At 27.9% G+C, this 18367-nt stretch carries 18 protein-coding genes and 1 pseudogene; 18 read left to right on the top strand and 1 reads right to left on the bottom strand.

Features of this window, described 5'->3' with window-relative positions; translation table 11 throughout:
• Positions 1-63 precede the first annotated feature (63 nt).
• The 16 genes and pseudogenes from BUB83_RS11640 to BUB83_RS11720 all read left to right on the top strand — a co-directional run bounded on the left by BUB83_RS11640 (position 64) and on the right by BUB83_RS11720 (position 14938).
• Positions 64-1149: a hypothetical protein gene (locus BUB83_RS11640; protein WP_073338640.1), complete on the top strand. Its 1086-nt coding sequence runs from the start codon at positions 64-66 to the stop codon at positions 1147-1149.
• 27 nt (positions 1150-1176) lie between these two features.
• A complete protein-coding gene (locus BUB83_RS11645) occupies positions 1177-1773 on the top strand; it encodes a hypothetical protein (protein WP_073338641.1) in 597 nt (198 codons plus the stop codon).
• Positions 1774-2194: 421 nt separating this feature from the next.
• Positions 2195-2356 carry a hypothetical protein gene (locus BUB83_RS21970; RefSeq protein WP_159434084.1) on the top strand — a complete coding sequence of 54 codons (162 nt, stop codon included), beginning with the start codon at positions 2195-2197 and terminating at the stop codon, positions 2354-2356.
• 526 nt (positions 2357-2882) lie between these two features.
• Positions 2883-3611, top strand: a pseudogene (locus tag BUB83_RS11655) (Rpn family recombination-promoting nuclease/putative transposase).
• Positions 3612-3969: 358 nt separating this feature from the next.
• Positions 3970-4221 (top strand): hypothetical protein, encoded by a 252-nt coding sequence (locus tag BUB83_RS11660; protein ID WP_143160535.1) that lies wholly within the window; start codon positions 3970-3972, stop codon positions 4219-4221.
• 156 nt (positions 4222-4377) lie between these two features.
• A complete protein-coding gene (locus BUB83_RS22325; RefSeq protein WP_207649336.1) occupies positions 4378-4545 on the top strand; it encodes a hypothetical protein in 168 nt (55 codons plus the stop codon).
• Positions 4546-4808: 263 nt separating this feature from the next.
• Positions 4809-5372, top strand: a complete 564-nt coding sequence (locus tag BUB83_RS11675) for a GNAT family N-acetyltransferase (protein ID WP_073338647.1) — start codon at positions 4809-4811, stop codon at positions 5370-5372.
• A gap of 370 nt (positions 5373-5742) precedes the next feature.
• Positions 5743-6921, top strand: coding sequence for a 5-bromo-4-chloroindolyl phosphate hydrolysis family protein (locus tag BUB83_RS11680; protein WP_073338648.1), 1179 nt, complete (start codon positions 5743-5745; stop codon positions 6919-6921).
• 22 nt (positions 6922-6943) lie between these two features.
• Complete coding sequence (locus tag BUB83_RS11685; RefSeq protein ID WP_073338649.1) at positions 6944-8092, top strand: toxic anion resistance protein; 1149 nt, start codon at positions 6944-6946, stop codon at positions 8090-8092.
• A 55-nt stretch (positions 8093-8147) separates the two neighbouring features.
• Entirely contained in the window at positions 8148-9095 is a 948-nt protein-coding gene (locus BUB83_RS11690; RefSeq protein ID WP_073338650.1) for a TRM11 family SAM-dependent methyltransferase, read from the top strand.
• 45 nt (positions 9096-9140) lie between these two features.
• Complete coding sequence (locus BUB83_RS11695; protein ID WP_073338651.1) at positions 9141-9671, top strand: phosphatase PAP2 family protein; 531 nt, start codon at positions 9141-9143, stop codon at positions 9669-9671.
• A gap of 40 nt (positions 9672-9711) precedes the next feature.
• Positions 9712-10158: a signal peptidase II gene (lspA, locus tag BUB83_RS11700; protein WP_073338652.1), complete on the top strand. Its 447-nt coding sequence runs from the start codon at positions 9712-9714 to the stop codon at positions 10156-10158.
• Positions 10159-10568: 410 nt separating this feature from the next.
• Positions 10569-11219, top strand: a complete 651-nt coding sequence (locus tag BUB83_RS11705; protein WP_073338653.1) for a DUF4230 domain-containing protein — start codon at positions 10569-10571, stop codon at positions 11217-11219.
• Positions 11220-11342: 123 nt separating this feature from the next.
• A complete protein-coding gene (locus BUB83_RS11710) occupies positions 11343-11918 on the top strand; it encodes a CD3073 family putative ECF transporter S component (protein ID WP_073338654.1) in 576 nt (191 codons plus the stop codon).
• On the top strand, positions 11911-12402 hold the full coding sequence (locus tag BUB83_RS11715) for a CD3072 family TudS-related putative desulfidase (RefSeq protein ID WP_073338655.1): 492 nt from the start codon (positions 11911-11913) through the stop codon (positions 12400-12402). The genes BUB83_RS11710 and BUB83_RS11715 overlap by 8 nt, the downstream gene beginning before the upstream one ends.
• Before the next feature lie 334 nt (positions 12403-12736).
• The gene (locus BUB83_RS11720; RefSeq protein WP_073338656.1) at positions 12737-14938 is read left to right on the top strand and encodes a glycoside hydrolase family 9 protein; all 2202 of its coding nucleotides are present in this window, start codon (positions 12737-12739) and stop codon (positions 14936-14938) included.
• A 99-nt stretch (positions 14939-15037) separates the two neighbouring features.
• Here BUB83_RS11720 and BUB83_RS11725 read toward each other — a convergent pair whose 3' ends face one another.
• Positions 15038-15790 (bottom strand): YdcF family protein, encoded by a 753-nt coding sequence (locus BUB83_RS11725; protein ID WP_073338657.1) that lies wholly within the window; start codon positions 15788-15790, stop codon positions 15038-15040.
• 179 nt (positions 15791-15969) lie between these two features.
• On the opposite strand from BUB83_RS11725, the gene BUB83_RS11730 reads away from it, so the two are divergent.
• Together BUB83_RS11730 and purB are read left to right on the top strand one after the other, a co-directional pair.
• Positions 15970-16725 (top strand): flavodoxin family protein, encoded by a 756-nt coding sequence (locus BUB83_RS11730; protein WP_073338658.1) that lies wholly within the window; start codon positions 15970-15972, stop codon positions 16723-16725.
• A gap of 91 nt (positions 16726-16816) precedes the next feature.
• Positions 16817-18250 carry an adenylosuccinate lyase gene (purB, locus tag BUB83_RS11735; RefSeq protein WP_073338659.1) on the top strand — a complete coding sequence of 478 codons (1434 nt, stop codon included), beginning with the start codon at positions 16817-16819 and terminating at the stop codon, positions 18248-18250.
• The last annotated feature ends 117 nt before the right edge of the window (positions 18251-18367 follow it).

Here is an 18367-nt window from a genome sequence, read left to right on the forward strand (position 1 = left end):
AAGTACTAAGATTGAAATAATTGTTAATCAATTAACTTAATAGTAATTTAGGGAGGATATAAAATGTTAAGAAAGTCAAAAGTAGCCTTATCAGTAATGATATGTTTATCATTGGTATCAGTCGCAGTAAAAGCTGAAATAATAAGTCCTAATAAAGTAATTAAGAATTCCATAGTAGCAAAATATTTAAATAAAGATGAAAAAGAGATTAATCATGATTTAAAACAATTGAACAAAAAAGAACTTATAAACGAATTCAATTCTATTGCAGCCACGGTAGGAACAACTAATTCTATTGATGTACTTATTCCTTTTGCAAGCGTGGTCTTTGAAAGAAAAAATGAATTTGAAGATTCAGAGATTATTGAAATTATTAAAGATGATACAAATTCTATACCAACTCAAGAATTGATGGTTGATTTATATTGTGTAAAAAATGAAAATAAATCGAGTAAAAACAATCTCAAAAAGCTTCTTGAAGAAAATATTAGAAATGAAGTTAAAAGTAAAATAGTTATTGATTCAGAATTTACAAAAAATGACGTTCTTGTATTAAAGAATTTAATTGAAGAAGATGATGGAATTTTAGCTTTTCATAGTTTGAAGAAGTTAAGTAAAACTGATGTAAAAGAGTCCTATGAAGTTTCAGAAAAAATTCTTGCAAATTATAAATCTCAATCAAAGTATAAAGTATCTGCAGCACAAAAAGCTACTGTTCAATATTTAAAAGATAAAAAATCAACAAATAAGGACATAAAAAATAAATTTATAAGTAGCTGTGTAGAAATTTACAATACAACGGATGATAGCGTATTAAAAGATTCTTCGATTTTTGCTCTTTCGGATTTAATGGATAAAGAAGCGGTAATTGAAATTATTAATAACGAGTCAGTTGACGAAGAGTTAAAAATGTTTGCAATAGATCAAAATTTTATGACATTAAATGAGATTTTATTAAATAATCCTACTGAAACTGATATTGAAACTGTCATAGAAGCTATGGAAATTATGCCTATTAAAGATCTGGTTGAATCATTGGAAAAAGCGAAAAAATATATTAGCAATAGTGAATTACTAAAAAGATGTAATGATGAACTTAAAATTATGAAGTTGAATGGGAGCAAAGGAAATTTAAAATGGCTAGATTAAAATAATGAATAATTGAGGTGAAAAAGCATGAAAAAAAATAAAAAATATTATGTAATTGTATTGTTAGGAGTTTTATTAACTGTTTTTATTAATAAGAATGTTGATGCTGTTTCAGGAAATCAAGGGTATGCTGTGTATAGAGATGGAGCATTTGGTGGCTTGTTTTGGCATGCTGCTATTATGAATAATCCATATAGCACGAGTGTTGATGCAGTAGTACATCATTCAGGAAAGGGATATGTTCAGAGAGACTCTTGGACCAAATTCATAGATGGGAATAGTTTTAAAGGGACGTACAGACCTAAATCAACACCATCTTCAGCTGATAGAGATTTGTTTGTTGCGATGGGAAGAAAATTAGCAGATGACCAGATTTCTTACAACGCTGCTTATGAGGTGTATTACAATACAAGTACTTCAGGGAGTTGGGTAAATACAAATGAGATAACTTCAATGAGATGTGATGGAGTAGTTGAATATATTTATGAATGGTATGGTTATCGCGTTTATGGAAGTGATACTTATTGGGACGTGACAAAGGTTTCATTTTGGGGACGAGATCATCATAGCGGAACGGCAGTAACTCCAGAAAAACAAGCAAGTTATCTAACTAAGGTTCCTTAATGATATTAAGTAAAAGAATAAATTATATCTCATATTCCGCACAATGATTTTCAGATTTACTATATTTAAATTTTTGCAGTAAATATTCGTAACGTATCAAAAATTCTATTGTAAAAAGGTTTTTAATATACACAATTCAATGCCCTTTAAAGTCAAAAATCGCATAAAAATATTAAATATCTTGAATTTTTATGCAGTCAGCGGAATATGAGTTATATATTAATTTAATACATGTTTATATTTTATTGTGATTAAGTTAGTGGATAAAAAACAGAAACCTATTAAGAGTGAAAATTTATTCTAGTGTAATAAAAACTTGATACATATACCTATTTATGGTAGCATTTAAAATAGAATGGATGATAAATAAAATTATGAGTTATGTACAGGTACATAACGTTTGAAAGAGGTAGATATATATATGTCATTTTTGCAAATGATAGCAATGCTTATTATTGGAATCCTAATACTTATTGTTGGAGTAATAACTAAGAAAAAATGGTTGATGTTAATTTCTATAGTACCTTTTGCTTTCTCCTTGGGAAATATTATAGTGCTACTTTTAATGTGGCTAGATCATTAGCCTAGTGGATAATGATCGTAATGGTAAAAAATTATATATTATCTTGAATGAGTCTTTTCGCGTAGTATTTTATAGCATAAAATGTTTTATACAATGAGTGCAGCGAGGTGCTCAGGGTAAGAAAACTTTATGTTAAATTTCACATTATAATGGATTCTTGTTTAGTGATTAAATAGTATAAATTTGGAATTAAAAACTAGTATAAATTACATCCACTAAAAAAAATAAGAATAGAAGGGGCTAAAACCTAATATTTCTCCAAATTAGTATCATAATTTCATCAAAATACAGATAGCATATTATATTAATTGCGTAAAAGTATAAACTTATACAATCCCACGACCCCCCCTAAGCCAAGGGGGGTCGTTTTTTCGCTCAATCCCATTCCCAACGCGTAACAGTATCATGATTTTGTCCAAACACACGTGGAGTGTGTTATTGGGATATAAAAAATAGATAGAAGAAAAGGATTTAAACTTTTTAAAATAAATTATGATAATGTTAAAAATTTAATGATCAATATTTAATGAAAAAAGATATAAATAATATTCATGATAAAAGTTATAAAGATTTATATTCTAATAAAGAAGTTTTTATAGATTTAGTTAAAGAAATGCTGAAAGCTCCATGGGCAAGTGCGCTTACTGTAGATAATTTGATACTTATAAATAGATCTTATATTTCATCAGATTATGAAGAAACAGAATCCGATATAGTGTATAAGGCCACAATAGGCGATAAAGAAGTTATATTTTATGTACTATTAGAATTTTAATCTACTATTGATTATAAAATTCCATTAAGATTATTTTTCTATAGAAGTGAAATATTGAGGGAATACGCAAAAAATGATAATCAAAAATCATATGATAAAAACATAACTATACCTGCAGTAATTCCAATAGTTCTTTATAACGGAAAGAAAGTATGGGATGTTCCACAAAGATTTAGGGATATTGTAAATGGCAACGAATTATTTGGAAATAGCATAATAGATTTTGAATATAGTATTTTTGATGTAAATAATAAATATACTAAAGAAGATTTGATTAGAAATAAAAATATAACCTCTGCAATATTTTTGTTAGATCAGAAAATAGATGCAGAAGAGTTTATTGAAAGAATAAAGGCCATCGCATTATTCTTTGCGAACTTAACGGATAAAGATAGGATGGTTTTAAAAGATTGGATAGGAAGTACTACCGAGCCAAAGCTAGCAGAGGTTGCGAAAAAGATATTAGACAGTCCTCACTAGGGTAGCTCCTATTTGAAAAAAATGAAAAACAAAGAATTGCATGAAGTGGTTAAAAAAATCCAGCTTAGAGTAATATATACAATAATAAGTATTTGAAAGCATGCCGAATATATGGTATGTTTTTTGTATGAAAGAGAAACTATACATACCCAAACTAGCAACAGACATTTTAGAAATACACATTAGCGGTATCCCAGTTCAACTAATAGACGAATGGTTCCTGAATCTGAAATAAATAGGTTGATGAATTTAAAAAAAGATACTGTAGTTGAAGAGAAAGTTCTTGCTGTTTACGCTCGTGTGTCTTCACATGATCAGAAAAAGAAAAAGATTTATTCATTTAGTAGGAAGGGGTAAAATGATGTTGAAAAATAGAAGTAGTGCCAAACTTAAATTTATTACTATGGTGATTGTAATAGTAATTGTAGTTATGCTAATAATATATAAACTAAGTTATACTGGAAAAGTACAGACCGCAATGGAAAAAACAAATATAGTATTTTCAGAAATATTTGAAATACATAATATAGAAGAAGGTGTTTTGGTTTTTTATGAAACGTTAGATGCACCAGGTATGATAAATGTAGGGTTTGTGAAAAAAGATTTTTGAGGGTATAAATGGAATGGTGGAACTGGTGCTGCGGATTTTGATAAATCCTATCCCATAACATATATGTATCACAGTATAAGTGCCCTTATTGATGAAAACCAAACTTACTTTATAGGGGTTTCCTTTGGCACAATATCAGATAAGAGAATAAAACAAGTGAAAATTAGAAACAAAGCAAAGAATGAAAATAAGTATGATGATGCACAGATAATTGAAACAAAGTATGGAGAAATTTGGTATTTTGAAGCTAGAAATAGAGGCTTTGTTGAAAATGAGATAATTGGTATAGATGAAAAGAATGATGTTATTCAGAAAGTAAACTAATATAACGAATTGGAACCAAATGTTCCATAAGCTATGCTGCAATCAAACTGCTTAGAAAGTGCCATCTTAAAAAAACTATCACAGTAAGTAGGCTTTATAAAGTAACTAGGAGACAATAAAAAATATATTAATCTTAATTCAGAAGAAATAAAAAAAGATGCTACTCCAAGATGTAAAGAAGTGAAAAGCAACTGGGACACCACGTACCCTTAAAGATCACCGTTCCAAGAAAACTTTAATTGGAAGAGGAATTGCAGCGGTTAATGGATTATGTTAGAAAGGTAGTTGAGGTAGTTATGAAAGAGAATTATATTGAGTTTGACAATTATTTAATGCGATTGATAAAAGTCAGTGACACTGATCAGTACTTCAAATATGTTTTTAAAGAATCAGATGATGAAGCAAACTACTATACTGGTACAATAGGCAGTTTTACAAAAGAACAGATTGTTTCATATGTTCAGGGTATAGTAGAAAATAAAATGCGTTATGATTTTATTATATTCTGTGAAAGTAAAATTGTTGGAGAGGTAGTTTTAAGCAATATTGAGAGGAATACTTGTCATTATAGAATTTGTATATACAAAAAAGAAAACTTCTCAAAGGGGATTGGTTTCAAGGCTACAAAAGAAGTGTTAAAATTTGCTTTTGAAGAATTGGAGCTTGAATCAGTTGAGTTGGAAGTATTCCCATTCAATGAAAGAGGTATTGCTCTTTATAAAAAAATGGGCTTTGAAATGGTTGATGAACTAGTTGATGAAGAAGCTGAAGAGCCTTATAGAAATATATATACTATGCGACTGATAAATGAAAATTTTCTTTACTAGTAAGCTCAACCTTAAGGTTTTCGCTAACACCTCAGGGTATACCAATGTAAGGGTGTAAATAGAGAAGAATAACATTCGAATGGTGAGATTCTTTTCTGCTATATAGCAGGTTAAATTCCAGTATGGTAAATGTTAACAACTAGCCATTAGTTAAGGTGCAACTCTTATAGACCCAGTATACGGATTTGTGGATGGCAATAAAAGACATGAAATTAATTCAATACCTATTTGTCTTAGCAATAAGAATAAAGAACTATATTTATGGATTACTATTACTATAAATTGTAATTTATATAGCAATAAGATATAATATAGTGAGAATATTATTATATTTATATATAAGTATAAGAAAATGGTTTGGAGGAATTATATGTATAAAAATGATTTTTCGGATTTAGAAAATCAAATTAAAGATTCAGTAAAAAATGCATTCGATGCTATAGACTTTGTTACATTAAAAAAAAATATTAATGATAAAACTGAAAGTACTTTCGATTCTGTAAAAATGAATTTAAAGAATAAATCACAGCAATTTAGTGAAAAAATGGATAATGAAATACAAAATAAATATAGAAATATATCTAATAAAAGCAGAAAAAATATAGTTAAGGATTCAATGTATATTTCTAAAATACCAGTTGGAAGAGTTTCAGGAATAGTTTACACAATATTTGGAACTATGGGTATCGGATTATTAAGTATTCTTTTATTTATATTTTTATTATTTGGACTTTTAGAAAATTTTAAAGTGTTAGCAGTTTTACTTACTTTTTTAGGGTTAAATATAGCTTTAACTTTAAAAGGTAAAAATTCCAGAAAAAGAGTAAAACGTTTTAATCAGTATGTAAGAGCACTTGATGGTGATAATTATTCTTCAATTGAACAATTAGCTGCTGTTGTTAGAAAAAAGCAAAAATTTGTTATTAAAGATTTAACAAAAATGATTGACTTAGGTATGTTTAAAGAGGCATACATTAATGAAGAAGAAACATACTTTATGTTAAGTAATGAAGTTTATGAAAATTATTTAATATCACAGAAAAATTTTAAAAAACGTAATGAAGAGAAACTAAAAAAAGAGAAATCAAATAAAAATATAAATGATCCTGAAAAAGAAGAATTAATACGTACTATTGAAATGGTTAATAACTATATTGAACAAATAAAAAATGTAAATAATGCTATACCTAATGAAGAAATATCAATAAAACTACAAATATTACAGAATATTGTGAGTGAAATAATTAATTTCGTGGAGAAAAACCCTAAAAAGCTACTAGAGGTTAGAAAATTTACTACACATTATCTTCCAATAACTTTAAAGTTAGTTAATGGCTATAAAGATCTAAATGATCAACCAGTTGAGGGAGATAATATAAAGAATACAAAAATTGAAATTGAAAAAAGTATTGATATTATAAATATTGCTTTTGAAAAGTTATTAGATGATTTATTTGAAGAGTTAGCTTTAGATGTTTCTACGGATATATCTGTACTTAAAACATTGTTTAAACAAGAAGGATTAACTAAAAATGATTTTCAAAAATAACTAAAAAGGAGTGAATTTTAAATTGAAAGATGACTTTAAAGAAAATATTGATGTAATTCCAAACTTAATATTTGAACCAGTTCAAGAAGCGGTGTCTATTACAAAAGTAAAAGAAGAAAAACAAGAAGAAATAATTGACGATATCAATTTAACAGAAGAAGAAAAAAAGATAGTTGATCAATTTGTAGATAAAATTGAAATAACCAATTCTAATTCAATTCTAGAATATGGAGTTGGAACTCAAAAGAAAATTTCAGATTTTTCTGAAAAAGCTTTAAATAATGTAAGAACTAAAAATTTAGGGGAAGTAGGCGAAATGCTTTCCAATGTAGTAGGAGAGTTAAAGAATTTTGATATTGCAGATGAAAATGAAAAAAAAGGTTTTTTAGGATTCTTTAATAAAAGTAAAGAAAAAGTTTCTCATATGAAAAGAAAATATGAGAAAGTAGAAGGCAATATAAATGAAATTTGTACTATGCTTGAAAAACATCAGATACAACTTTTAAAAGATGTTGCTATGCTTGATAAAATGTATGAAATAAATAAGGTTTATTTCAAGGAACTTTCTATGTATATTTTGGCGGGGAAAAAGAAACTTTCAAAATTAGAAAAAGAAGAACTTCCAATCTTATTGGCAAAAGCTCAAACTAGTTCACTTCCAGAAGATGCACAGGAAATAAATGATTTTAAATCTCTTTGCAATCGCTTCGAGAAAAAAATTCATGATTTAGAGTTAACTAGAATGATTTCCCTTCAAATGGCTCCTCAAATTCGTTTAATTCAAAATAATGATTCTTTAATGTCAGAAAAAATACAATCTACACTTGTAAATACTATCCCACTTTGGAAAAGTCAAATTGTTTTAGCTCTTGGGGTTGCTCATTCTAAAGATGCAGCTAAAGCTCAAAATGAAGTTACAAATATGACAAATGAACTTTTGCGTAAAAATGCAGAAACATTAAAAATGTCAACTATAGAAACTGCTAAAGAATCTGAACGTGGAGTTATTGATATTGAAACTCTTAAATATACAAATGAATCATTAATTTCAACTCTTGATGAAGTACTTCGTATACAAACAGAAGGTCGTCAAAAACGTAAAGAGGCTGAAATAGAATTATACAATATTGAACAACAATTAAAAAACAAACTTTTAGATATTAGAAATTAGTAGCTATTAAGTTGAAGTTTTTTGAAGATAAAATTTAATTTAGGAGGTCTTATGCATGAGCTATACTGAATATAATGAGTATATTTATAATGTTAATTATCAAGTTTATGAAAAAGACCTTTGTGTTCTTGAAATAAAATCACTTTTTAACTGTTCTATCCAAGATAAAGTGTTTTTTTCAAATAAAGAAGTAAACCCTTATATTAGTCCATTTTTAAAAAACAGATTAAAAATAATTTATAAAACTTCTTGTTTTTTAGATATACTTGAATTTGTTGAAAATGAAAAAATAACAGCACAGGATTTTATGGTTAAATACCTAGAATTATTTACTGGAGATAACAATGCTAAAAAAGGAAAAGAAATTTCTAAAAAAATAGGACTTAGGATTACCGGTTTTCCTTGTTTTTCTAATCCTAAAACTATTTTTGGAGTAACTTTTTATAAAGGTATCTGGTATTTTGGAACATTAGTTTCCAATAATTCTAAGTGGAAAGAGCATAACTCAAAACCTTACTCTTATTCCAGTTCACTAGGAATTAATATAGCAAAAGTACTTTTAAATATTGCTGGAAATGGTGACTTTTCAAAAAAAATAATAGATCCTTGTTGTGGTGTTGGAACAGTTCTTTTAGAAGGATTTTTTGCAGGTTATGATATTATAGGATGGGAGCTGAAAAGCAAAGTTGCAGATAATGCTCGTGGAAATTTACTTTACTTTAACTATCCACCAAAGGTTACCACTGGTGATATTAAAGATATAGATGAAACATTCGATGCTTCAATTGTAGATCTCCCCTATGGAAATTTTAGTAACACTACTGAAGATAACGAAATGAAGATAATTAGAAATGCCAAAAGGATATCCAAAAAATTAGTCTTAGTTTCTTCTGAAAACATTACTAATGAAATTGTAAAGGAAAATCTTAAAATAATTGATTATTGTAAAGTGAGTAAAAAAGAAACAAAGAGTTTTAATAGATATATCTGGGTATGTCAATAAATAACTAAAGACTTATAGCAGCCATGAAGAAAGGATGGACCTTTTATGTTTGGTATAATACAAAATACGGATTTATGGATATTAGAATTTATTCAGCAATTTTTGAATTATCCATTAATGGATAAACTGATGATTTACATTACAACCTTAGGGGATAAAGGTGCCATTTGGATTTTAATATCTATATTTTTGCTTATCAACAAAAATCATAGAAAAACTGGAATAATGGTTATGATTGCTTTAGTTTTATCAACAATATTAGGAGAGGGAATAATAAAACATATTGTACAAAGACTTAGACCCTTTGCCACTTATCCTAGTTTTAAGCTTATCATTGGAAAGCAAACAATGTATTCATTTCCCTCTGGACACACTGCTACAGCTTTCGCTGCAGCCGCTGTGCTGTCTAAAGAGTTTAAAAAATATAATATTCTATTTTTTAGCATAGCAGGATTAATTGCTTTTTCTAGATTATATTTGTTTGTTCATTATCCTTCTGATATAATTGTTGGTATTTTATTAGGTTTATTTAGTGCTTGGCTTACATACAAAATTTTTGATGGTACAATAAAATAAAATTGTTACAATTAAAAATTGATAAGGAGACTTCAAATTCATGATAGAACTAGCTATAATACCTTTTTTATTAATTATTGATCAGTGCTTCAAATATAAATCAGAAAAGGATTGGTCACAAAAGTCCATAGCATTATTAAATGGAAATATTACACTATCAAGAGTTTATAATGAAGGGGCTATTTTAGGTTTTCTTAAAAACAGGAAAAAATTGTTATATGCTCTAAATGTAATTGCTTTACTCTTAGCTATTTATATATTTATAGATGAAACAATAAATAACGGAAATAATTTTACTAGATTGGGGTTGAGCCTTATCCTATCAGGTGCTTTTAGTAATGTACTTGATAGATTTCGAAAGGGAAAAGTAGTAGATTATATAGCTTTTAAAACAAAAAAAAGAGTCTATTATAATTTTGGTGATTTCTATATTTTTTCTGGAACTATTATGATTATAATTAATTTGTTTAAATTTACCACAGTCTAAATAATATACATGTTCATTAAGCCGATATTAGTCGTTTTTGCTACTAGTGTGGGCTTATTTTTATATTGAAAAATTAATTTCCAATATTTATCATTTAATTTAAGGATTACTTAATAATTGGCATTGTATAATCTATAGGGTTTTCAATATAAAAATTAATTTATTCATAAAATATATCGTTGATTTGTCTAGCTTAGAAACAATGTATAAATTAAGATCTAGGGTAAAAACCCTATAAAAGAGCACAAGGATACTAATTTTCTTGTGCTCTTTTATTGTTGGTAAAGTTTTAATAAAAAATTCTAATTTATTGTATTTAAGCATACTATATATTAATAACTTTAGCTATCAAGTTTAGATTCAGTAGTATTTATATTTTATCCAATTAAATAAGAAAGGTGGAACTACTTATGTTTCAAGCTGGTTTAGCAAAAACAACTAAATTTTCAGTTAGAACCTTTTTATCAAAACTAATAATAAAGATATTAGTATATTTAATTATCATAGGTATTATTTTTGTTTTAGTAATAAGTGTTTTTGATAACTTTGAAATAAAAGAGAAAAACACCCTAACTGCAGGGTTGATTGAAGAAAAAATAGCTAATATTTCTGAATTAGCAACCTTAAAATATACATATAAAAATGTGGTTACTTTGAAGACTTCTAAAGAATTTTCAGATAATTTCAAGATACCTTTTACTGATAAATCATTGATTTTTACTTATAATGGTTATATAAAAGCGGGTATTGATTTAACTTCAGTTGATGTATCTATAAATAAGGATGATGAAAGTGTAATTATTAAAGTAAAGCATGCAGCTATTTTAGATAATATAGTTGATGAAGAATCTGTAGAGGTATTTGATGAAAAATCCAGTGTTTTCAATAAAATAAAAACTAGTGATTATTTAGATAGTATAGTGGCAGAAAAAGAAAAAACTGAAAAAGAATTAATCAAAAATGGATTTTTAGAACAAGCAAACGACCATACAAAGTTAATCTTAGATACTTTAGTTTCTGAGATGGGTTTTAAAAAAATTGAAATTAAGTTTGAAGATTAATTAAAATTATTATTAATATTTTCTATATAAATCTTAATATGTATTAATTATTTCTATTTTATAGTTTGTCCTTAAATTGATATACTTAATAAGCATTGATATTAATTTTATAGGAGGAATTATATGAAAAATTCACCATTTACATCAACAAAAGGAATGATTTTAGCTTCGCTTGGTATAGTTATCAATATTGTTTTTGGTACTGTAGTACAAACATTTCAAATACCATTATTATTTTTAGATACTATTGGTACAATTCTTGTATCAGTACTGTTGGGTCCTTTTGCAGGAGCATTAACAGGGGGTTTGACAAATATTATTCAAGGAATGGTTACTAATCCTAAAGATATTCCTTTTGCTCTTGTAAATATCGTTATAGGTATTATTGTAGGGTTTATTGCTAAAAAACATAAATTTGATATTAAAACTGCAGTTATCACAGGACTTATTTTAGCTGTAGTAGCTCCTCTTATAGGGACTCCTATTGCTGTATTTGTTTATGGTGGCTTAGCTGGTGGAGGCATAGATATTATTTTTGCATGGCTTTTAGCTAGTGGTAAAGGAATTTTCACTGCTGCTTTTATCCCTAGAATTACAGGTAATCTTATAGATAAGGTAGTTAGTTGTTTGTTAGTAGCCTTGGTTATAAAGAAAATACCTGAAAATTTAATTTCAGAAAGCACAAAGAAAAATGTATAGGAAAAAGCAAATTATTTATACTGCTCACTGTGTATTGAACCAAAATTCAGTTATAAGAGAGTGGGAAAGAGCTGAAGGAGCTTTTAATGATATTGTGAGAGTAATATTAGATAATAATATTTCCATAGTTCAACTTCCTTGTCCAGAGTTTATTTTTTTAGGTGAATCTAGACCTCCTAAAACAAAGGAAGAATACAATACTTCTGATTATAGAAAGCTTTGTAGTGAGTTAGCCGAAAAAACTATAAATCAAATGAAAGAGTATTTAAAATATGATTATAGAATACTTGGAATATTAGGAATAGAAGAGAGTCCAACTTGTGATTCTCTAGGGAAAAAGGGTGTTTTTATGGAAGAAATACTAAATTTACTAGATAGGGAAAACATAAAATTATCTAGTTTTGACATTCCTGAAAAATACATAGAAGGACAATCAAAAGAAATTGTCGAGAATTTTAAAAGATTTATTGACATCTTTAAATAAAAAAGATAAGAGCAATTTAAATATACCAGAACCACTATGGAATGCTATTATTAATACACCTGGTTGGTTCTCAATTATAGAATAATTCCAAAAGAGTCTAGTAAATTTGCAAAAGCAATACTAGACTCTTTTATATTCTTTAATTTTCTATACTTTATGATTAGAATACATGGTTTTATTTTTGTGTATTAGTGTTAAAATATAATTGAGGTTATACTTTAAAATATTATGATATGTATATTTTTTTTAGGAATTTTTCTTAACCGGTTAAGTAGACTAGCTGTTAATAATAAGTTCTAGAGTATACCTAAATAATTTTAAGTAGGTGTATAATATGGAGAATTTTTTTAAACTTGTAGTGGTGGTATCATTTGTTTTTTTAGTTGCATGTTCTAATAACGTATCAAATAGTAACAATTCTTCAATTACAGGTAATGCTGTTGTAGATGAAAGTCAAGAAAATTTGCTTATTAATTATGATTTTTCAAGTGGAAACACAGAAGGTTGGGGTTATTTTGAACAAAATGGTTCAGGAGAGTTTAGCGTTGTAGAAGAAGAACTGGAAGTTAAAGTAAACGATTCCGGTAAAGAAGATTATTCAGTTCAAATTTACCAAGATGGATTTTTATTAGCCCAAGGATGTAAGTACGAATTAAGATTTGACGCTATGTCAACTATCGATCGTTCATTTGGAGTTAGATTTCAAATAAATGGTGGAGATTATCATGCATATTCGTCTAACAATTATGATTTAACTTCTGAAGTACAAACATATACTTTAGAATTTGAAATGAAAGAACCAACTGATCCAGCACCAAGATTAGCTTTGAACTTAGGAACCCCAAAAGATTTGGAAACTTTAGAAGCTCATAAAGTGTATTTTGATAACTTTTCACTTGTTTTATTAGATGATTCTAATAAAGTTGAATCATCAATTGAAAATAAAATGAAACAAATAAATATTAATCAATTAGGATATCCCTTAGATTATAAAAAAATTGCAGTTTTCAGAGGTGAGGATGTTGATAAAACTTTTGATGTTGTAAATATAGAAACAAATAAAGTTGTTTATACTGGTGATATAGAAAAAGAATTTATAAATAAAACATCAGGCGAGACAAACTATTATGGTGATTTTAGCAATGTAAGAGAAAAAGGAAAATATATTATCAAAACTGAAACTTTAGGGAACTCTTACGAGTTTGAAATTTCAAATGATATATATGAAAGAGTAGATTATGATATACTTAAAATGTTGTATCTACAGCGTTGTGGAGTAGAATTAACATCGGAATTAGCTGGTGACTATGCACATCCTATTTGCCATAATGATGAAGCAACCATCTATGGAACAACCACTAAAATTGATGTATCAGGTGGATGGCACGATGCAGGGGATTATGGAAGATATGTTGTACCTGGTGCTAAAACTGTAGCTGATTTATTTCTTGCTTATCAATCTAAGCCTGATAATTTTGGCGATAACTTAGGTATCCCAGAAAGTTCAAATGGTATTGCTGACATATTAGATGAAGCACGATTTGAGTTAGAATGGATGTTAAAAATGCAGGATTCTGAAAGTGGAGGAGTTTATCATAAAGTAACAGGTGCTAATTTCCCAGGAACTGTAATGCCGCAGGATGAAACAAGTGAACTGATAGTTAGTCCAATTTCAGATGCTGCAACAGGGGATTTTGCTGCTGTAATGGCAATGAGTTATGATACCTTTAAAAGTATAGATAAAGATTTTGCTGAGAAATGTTTGAACTCTTCTAAGAAAGCTTGGGACTATTTAAACAAAAAATCAACATTCCAAGGATTTAAAAATCCATCAGGTATAGTTACAGGAGAATATGGTGATTCAACTATTTCTGATGAATATTTATGGGCTAGTGTTGAGCTTTATAAAGTAACGTATGATAAGAAATATCATACTGAAATCAAAGAAAATTATTCAAATAAAAGTCTTGGATTAGGTTGGGCTGACGTGGGAATTTATGCTTTATATGATTATTTGAATATTGACAATGATAAGGTTGATTCAGAGTTATTTAATAAGATGAAAAATGATCTAATATCAGCTGCAGACGAAGCTCTTAAACTATCAAAAAATGATGGATATTTCATTTCAATGGGTGAGGAATATCCTTGGGGTAGTAATATGACAGTTGCTAATAAAGCAATGCTATTACAAATGGCAAATAAAATAGCTGAAAATTCAGAGTACATTGAAGCTGCAAGAAATAATATAAATTATTTATTTGGGGTTAATCCAATGTCAACAAGTTATGTAACAGGATATGGTACTATTTCGCCAGTTTCTACACACCACCGTCCATCACAAAGTATTAATTCAACAATGCCTGGCATGCTAGTTGGCGGACCTAATAGTAATCTTCAAGATCCATATGCAAAATCTGTACTAGCTAATGAGCCACCAGCAAAATGCTATGTTGATAATTCACAAAGTTATTCATGTAATGAGATTACAATTTATTGGAACTCACCATTGATTTATGCATTAACAAATAGATAAAAAAATTAGAATAAAAAATCACCTGATTCAGGTGATTTTTTATTCTAGAATTTAATTGTTTGAATTTTAAATGCTTATAGCTGATAATTAAGCAAAGATTCAAATCCTATCGAATATAAAAGACTTTATAAATGCAAAATACTCTCTAACATAAAAATTTGGTATTGTGTAAAAATAAGTTTTTGCTGGTATCCCTTCTGCCTTCAAACCAACTCTTTTAGCTAAAAACTCTGCTCTAAAAACGTGAAATCCATTTGTAATTAAGGATATTTTTTTATTCTCAGATTCTTGATCTTTTTCAATTATTCTTTTCGAATAAATTAAATTTTCTAGAGTACTTGTAGATTTATCTTCCATAATAATATTTTCATCTGGTATTCCTTTTTTAACAAGAAAGTCCTTCATAGCTTGTGCTTCAGAAATATCCTCATCGGATCCTTGCCCTCCAGATACAATTACTTTTGTATTTGGGTAAGCCTCTAGATAATCTAAAGATTTTTCCATCCTATATACTAGAATAGTTGACATAGTACTTCCTCTTAATCCTGCTCCTAAAACTATTAAATAATCACTTTTCTCAAAAGTTTTATTAAAATTATTTGTTATAATCACTGTTTCAAAAATCAAGAATGTTGAAAATACAAATAAGCTTATTGACCAAAAGATACATTTAATTGTTTTGCTTATAGGAACATTAATTGAAATTTTAGTTTTTGGATATGTATAATATGATAAAAGAAATAAAGCAATTCCAAGCACTATCCAAAACTTAGAAAAACTCATCCACCATATAAATGCATAATACAAAAGGCTTAAAATTCCTAAAATTATAAATATAATCGTAAGTAACATTCTATTTACTCCATTCTTCTTCAATTTTAAGTTAGAAATACTTTAACTACTTTATGATAATTATATCATAATTGGAATTTTAAAGCTAAAATACTCACTAGAAATTTAATTTTACATATCAAAAGATTTTCTATTTATGTTATTATGTTAGTAGTAACTAGAAGGGGATGGAAATTAATATGTTAAAAGTAGTAGCTGTAAATTCAAGCAATAGAAAAAAGAATACTTATAACCTTATTGCTCAAGCAAAAGAAATATTTAAAAATAATAATATTGAGGTAGAAATAATAAATCTTTTCGATTATGACATAAAAAATTGTATTGGGTGTGAACATTGCATTACTAAAGGTGGATGTATATTGAAAGATAATGCTTTTGAGATAATGGAGAAAATGAAGTCTAGTGATGGAATAATATTAACAACTCCTGTTTACTTAGAAAATGTATCAGGCAAGTTAAAAACTTTTATTGATAGAACCTGTAGTTGGTTCCATCGTCCAGAGCTTTACGGAAAACCAGTTCTTCTTATGTCCACAACCATGGGCTCTGGACTTAAATCTACTCTTAATTATTTGGAAAGGGTAGTAATTCAATGGGGTGGTTTCAATGCTGGTAAAATCAGCAGAAACATTAGAACTATGAATAATGTAGTTACTGAAGATGAGTGTGCCAGTTTCATAAAGCATCTTACAATGGGGAAAGATAAATATGAACCTTCATTACAGTCTCTTATAAACTTTCAAGTACAAAAGGTTCTTGCTTATAAGTTGATTGATTTAGATAGTGAGTATTGGAAGATGAAAAATTGGAATAACTCTATATATTATTTTGATTGTAAAATTAATATTTTTAATAGATTAATCGCAAGGAATTTTGGAAGTTTTTTAAATAATAAAGTTAATAAACCCCACACAAAAAACCAAAAAAGCGAATAAAAATGCTGATTTACTTAAAAATATATGTTATAATGTGAATGTTGAGTTTGAAAAACTAAAATTTATTTGTATTCGGAGGTTATTTAGTATTATGGATAGAACAACATATGAAACACCTTTAAATAGTAGATACGCTTCAAAGGAAATGTCATATCTTTTTTCTTCAGATATGAAGTTTGTTACATGGAGAAAATTATGGGTAGCATTAGCTGAAGGTGAAAGAGAATTAGGAATAAATATTGAAGAAAGTCAAATTAATGAATTAAAAAATTTCATTGATGATATAAACTATGAAGTTGCTGAAGAAAAAGAAAAAGAAATTAGACATGATGTAATGAGTCATGTTTATGCTTATGGAGTTCAGTGTCCTTCCGCAAAAGGAATAATTCACCTAGGAGCTACTAGTTGTTATGTAGGGGATAACACTGACCTTATAATAATGAGAGAAGCCTTATTATTAGTAAAGAAAAAATTAATTAATGTGATGAATAATTTAGCAAAATTTGCTTTAGAATATAAAGATGTTCCTACTTTAGGATTTACTCATCTTCAACCTGCACAATTAACTACTATAGGTAAAAGAGCTACTCTTTGGTTACAAGAGTTACAATTAGATTTAGAAAATTTAGATTTTGTTATAGATAAATTGAAAATGAGAGGTGTTAAAGGTACTACTGGTACTCAAGCTAGCTTCTTAAGTTTATTTGATGGAGACCACGAAAAAGTTAAAAAATTAGATAAATATGTTTCTACTAAAATGGGTTTTGCAAAAACTTACGGTGTAACAGGCCAAACTTATTCTAGAAAAGTTGATTCAATAGTTTTAAATACTTTATCAGAAATAGCCCAAAGTGCTTACAAGTTCAGTAATGATTTAAGAATCCTTCAAAACATGAAAGAAATGGAAGAACCTTTTGGAAAAAATCAAGTTGGCTCTTCAGCTATGGCTTACAAAAGAAATCCTATGAGAAGTGAAAGAATAGGATCATTAAGCAGATATGTAATTGTTGATGCTTTAAATCCAGCTATTACCGCTGCTAGTCAATGGTTTGAAAGAACTTTGGATGACTCAGCTAATAAAAGATTGGCAGTAGCAGAAGGTTTCTTAGCCTTAGATGGAGTACTAAATCTTTATATCAATGTTACTGAAAGCATGGTAGTTTACAAAAACGTAATTGCAGCTCATGTTCAAAGTGAGTTACCTTTTATGGCAACAGAGAATATCTTAATGGAAGCTGTAAAAAGAGGCGGAGACAGACAAGAATTACACGAAAGCATTAGAGTTCACTCTATGGAAGCAGCAAGAGGAGTTAAAGAACAAGGAAAAGCTAATGATTTAATAGATAGAATTTTAGCTGATGACACTTTCAAATTCACTGAAGAAGAAATTTTATCAATAATGGATGCTAAAAACTTTATAGGAAGATCTCCTGAACAGGTTGTAGAGTTTATTGATGAATATATAAAGCCTGTTTTAGAAGAGAATGCTGATTTACTTGATTCAAGTGTTGAAATTAACGTTTAATTAGCTTAAATTGTATAAAAACTATTAGAAACATGACATACAGCTGTCATGTTTCTTTATTGCCATAACAACACCACCTAAAATTTTGATTTGTTATAGTTATAGGGAATACTTGTT

Origin of the sequence: Clostridium grantii DSM 8605, from assembly GCF_900129965.1 — a bacterium.
GTDB lineage: Bacteria > Bacillota > Clostridia > Clostridiales > Clostridiaceae > Clostridium_AF > Clostridium_AF grantii.

Bases quoted from the DNA above. Each gene is read 5' to 3' on its own strand.
- BUB83_RS11715 (WP_073338655.1), top strand. From the start codon at position 11,911: ATGTATAGGAAAAAGCAAATTATTTATACTGCTCACTGTGTATTGAAC.
- BUB83_RS11730 (WP_073338658.1), top strand. From the start codon at position 15,970: ATGTTAAAAGTAGTAGCTGTAAATTCAAGCAATAGAAAAAAGAATACT.
- BUB83_RS11640 (WP_073338640.1), top strand. From the start codon at position 64: ATGTTAAGAAAGTCAAAAGTAGCCTTATCAGTAATGATATGTTTATCA.
- BUB83_RS11720 (WP_073338656.1), top strand. From the start codon at position 12,737: ATGGAGAATTTTTTTAAACTTGTAGTGGTGGTATCATTTGTTTTTTTA.
- BUB83_RS11645 (WP_073338641.1), top strand. From the start codon at position 1,177: ATGAAAAAAAATAAAAAATATTATGTAATTGTATTGTTAGGAGTTTTA.
- BUB83_RS11660 (WP_143160535.1), top strand. From the start codon at position 3,970: ATGATGTTGAAAAATAGAAGTAGTGCCAAACTTAAATTTATTACTATG.
- purB (WP_073338659.1), top strand. From the start codon at position 16,817: ATGGATAGAACAACATATGAAACACCTTTAAATAGTAGATACGCTTCA.
- BUB83_RS11710 (WP_073338654.1), top strand. From the start codon at position 11,343: ATGAAAAATTCACCATTTACATCAACAAAAGGAATGATTTTAGCTTCG.
- BUB83_RS11695 (WP_073338651.1), top strand. From the start codon at position 9,141: ATGTTTGGTATAATACAAAATACGGATTTATGGATATTAGAATTTATT.
- BUB83_RS11705 (WP_073338653.1), top strand. From the start codon at position 10,569: ATGTTTCAAGCTGGTTTAGCAAAAACAACTAAATTTTCAGTTAGAACC.
- BUB83_RS11690 (WP_073338650.1), top strand. From the start codon at position 8,148: ATGAGCTATACTGAATATAATGAGTATATTTATAATGTTAATTATCAA.
- BUB83_RS11725 (WP_073338657.1), bottom strand. From the start codon at position 15,790: ATGTTACTTACGATTATATTTATAATTTTAGGAATTTTAAGCCTTTTG.
- lspA (WP_073338652.1), top strand. From the start codon at position 9,712: ATGATAGAACTAGCTATAATACCTTTTTTATTAATTATTGATCAGTGC.
- BUB83_RS21970 (WP_159434084.1), top strand. From the start codon at position 2,195: ATGTCATTTTTGCAAATGATAGCAATGCTTATTATTGGAATCCTAATA.
- BUB83_RS11680 (WP_073338648.1), top strand. From the start codon at position 5,743: ATGTATAAAAATGATTTTTCGGATTTAGAAAATCAAATTAAAGATTCA.
- BUB83_RS11675 (WP_073338647.1), top strand. From the start codon at position 4,809: ATGGATTATGTTAGAAAGGTAGTTGAGGTAGTTATGAAAGAGAATTAT.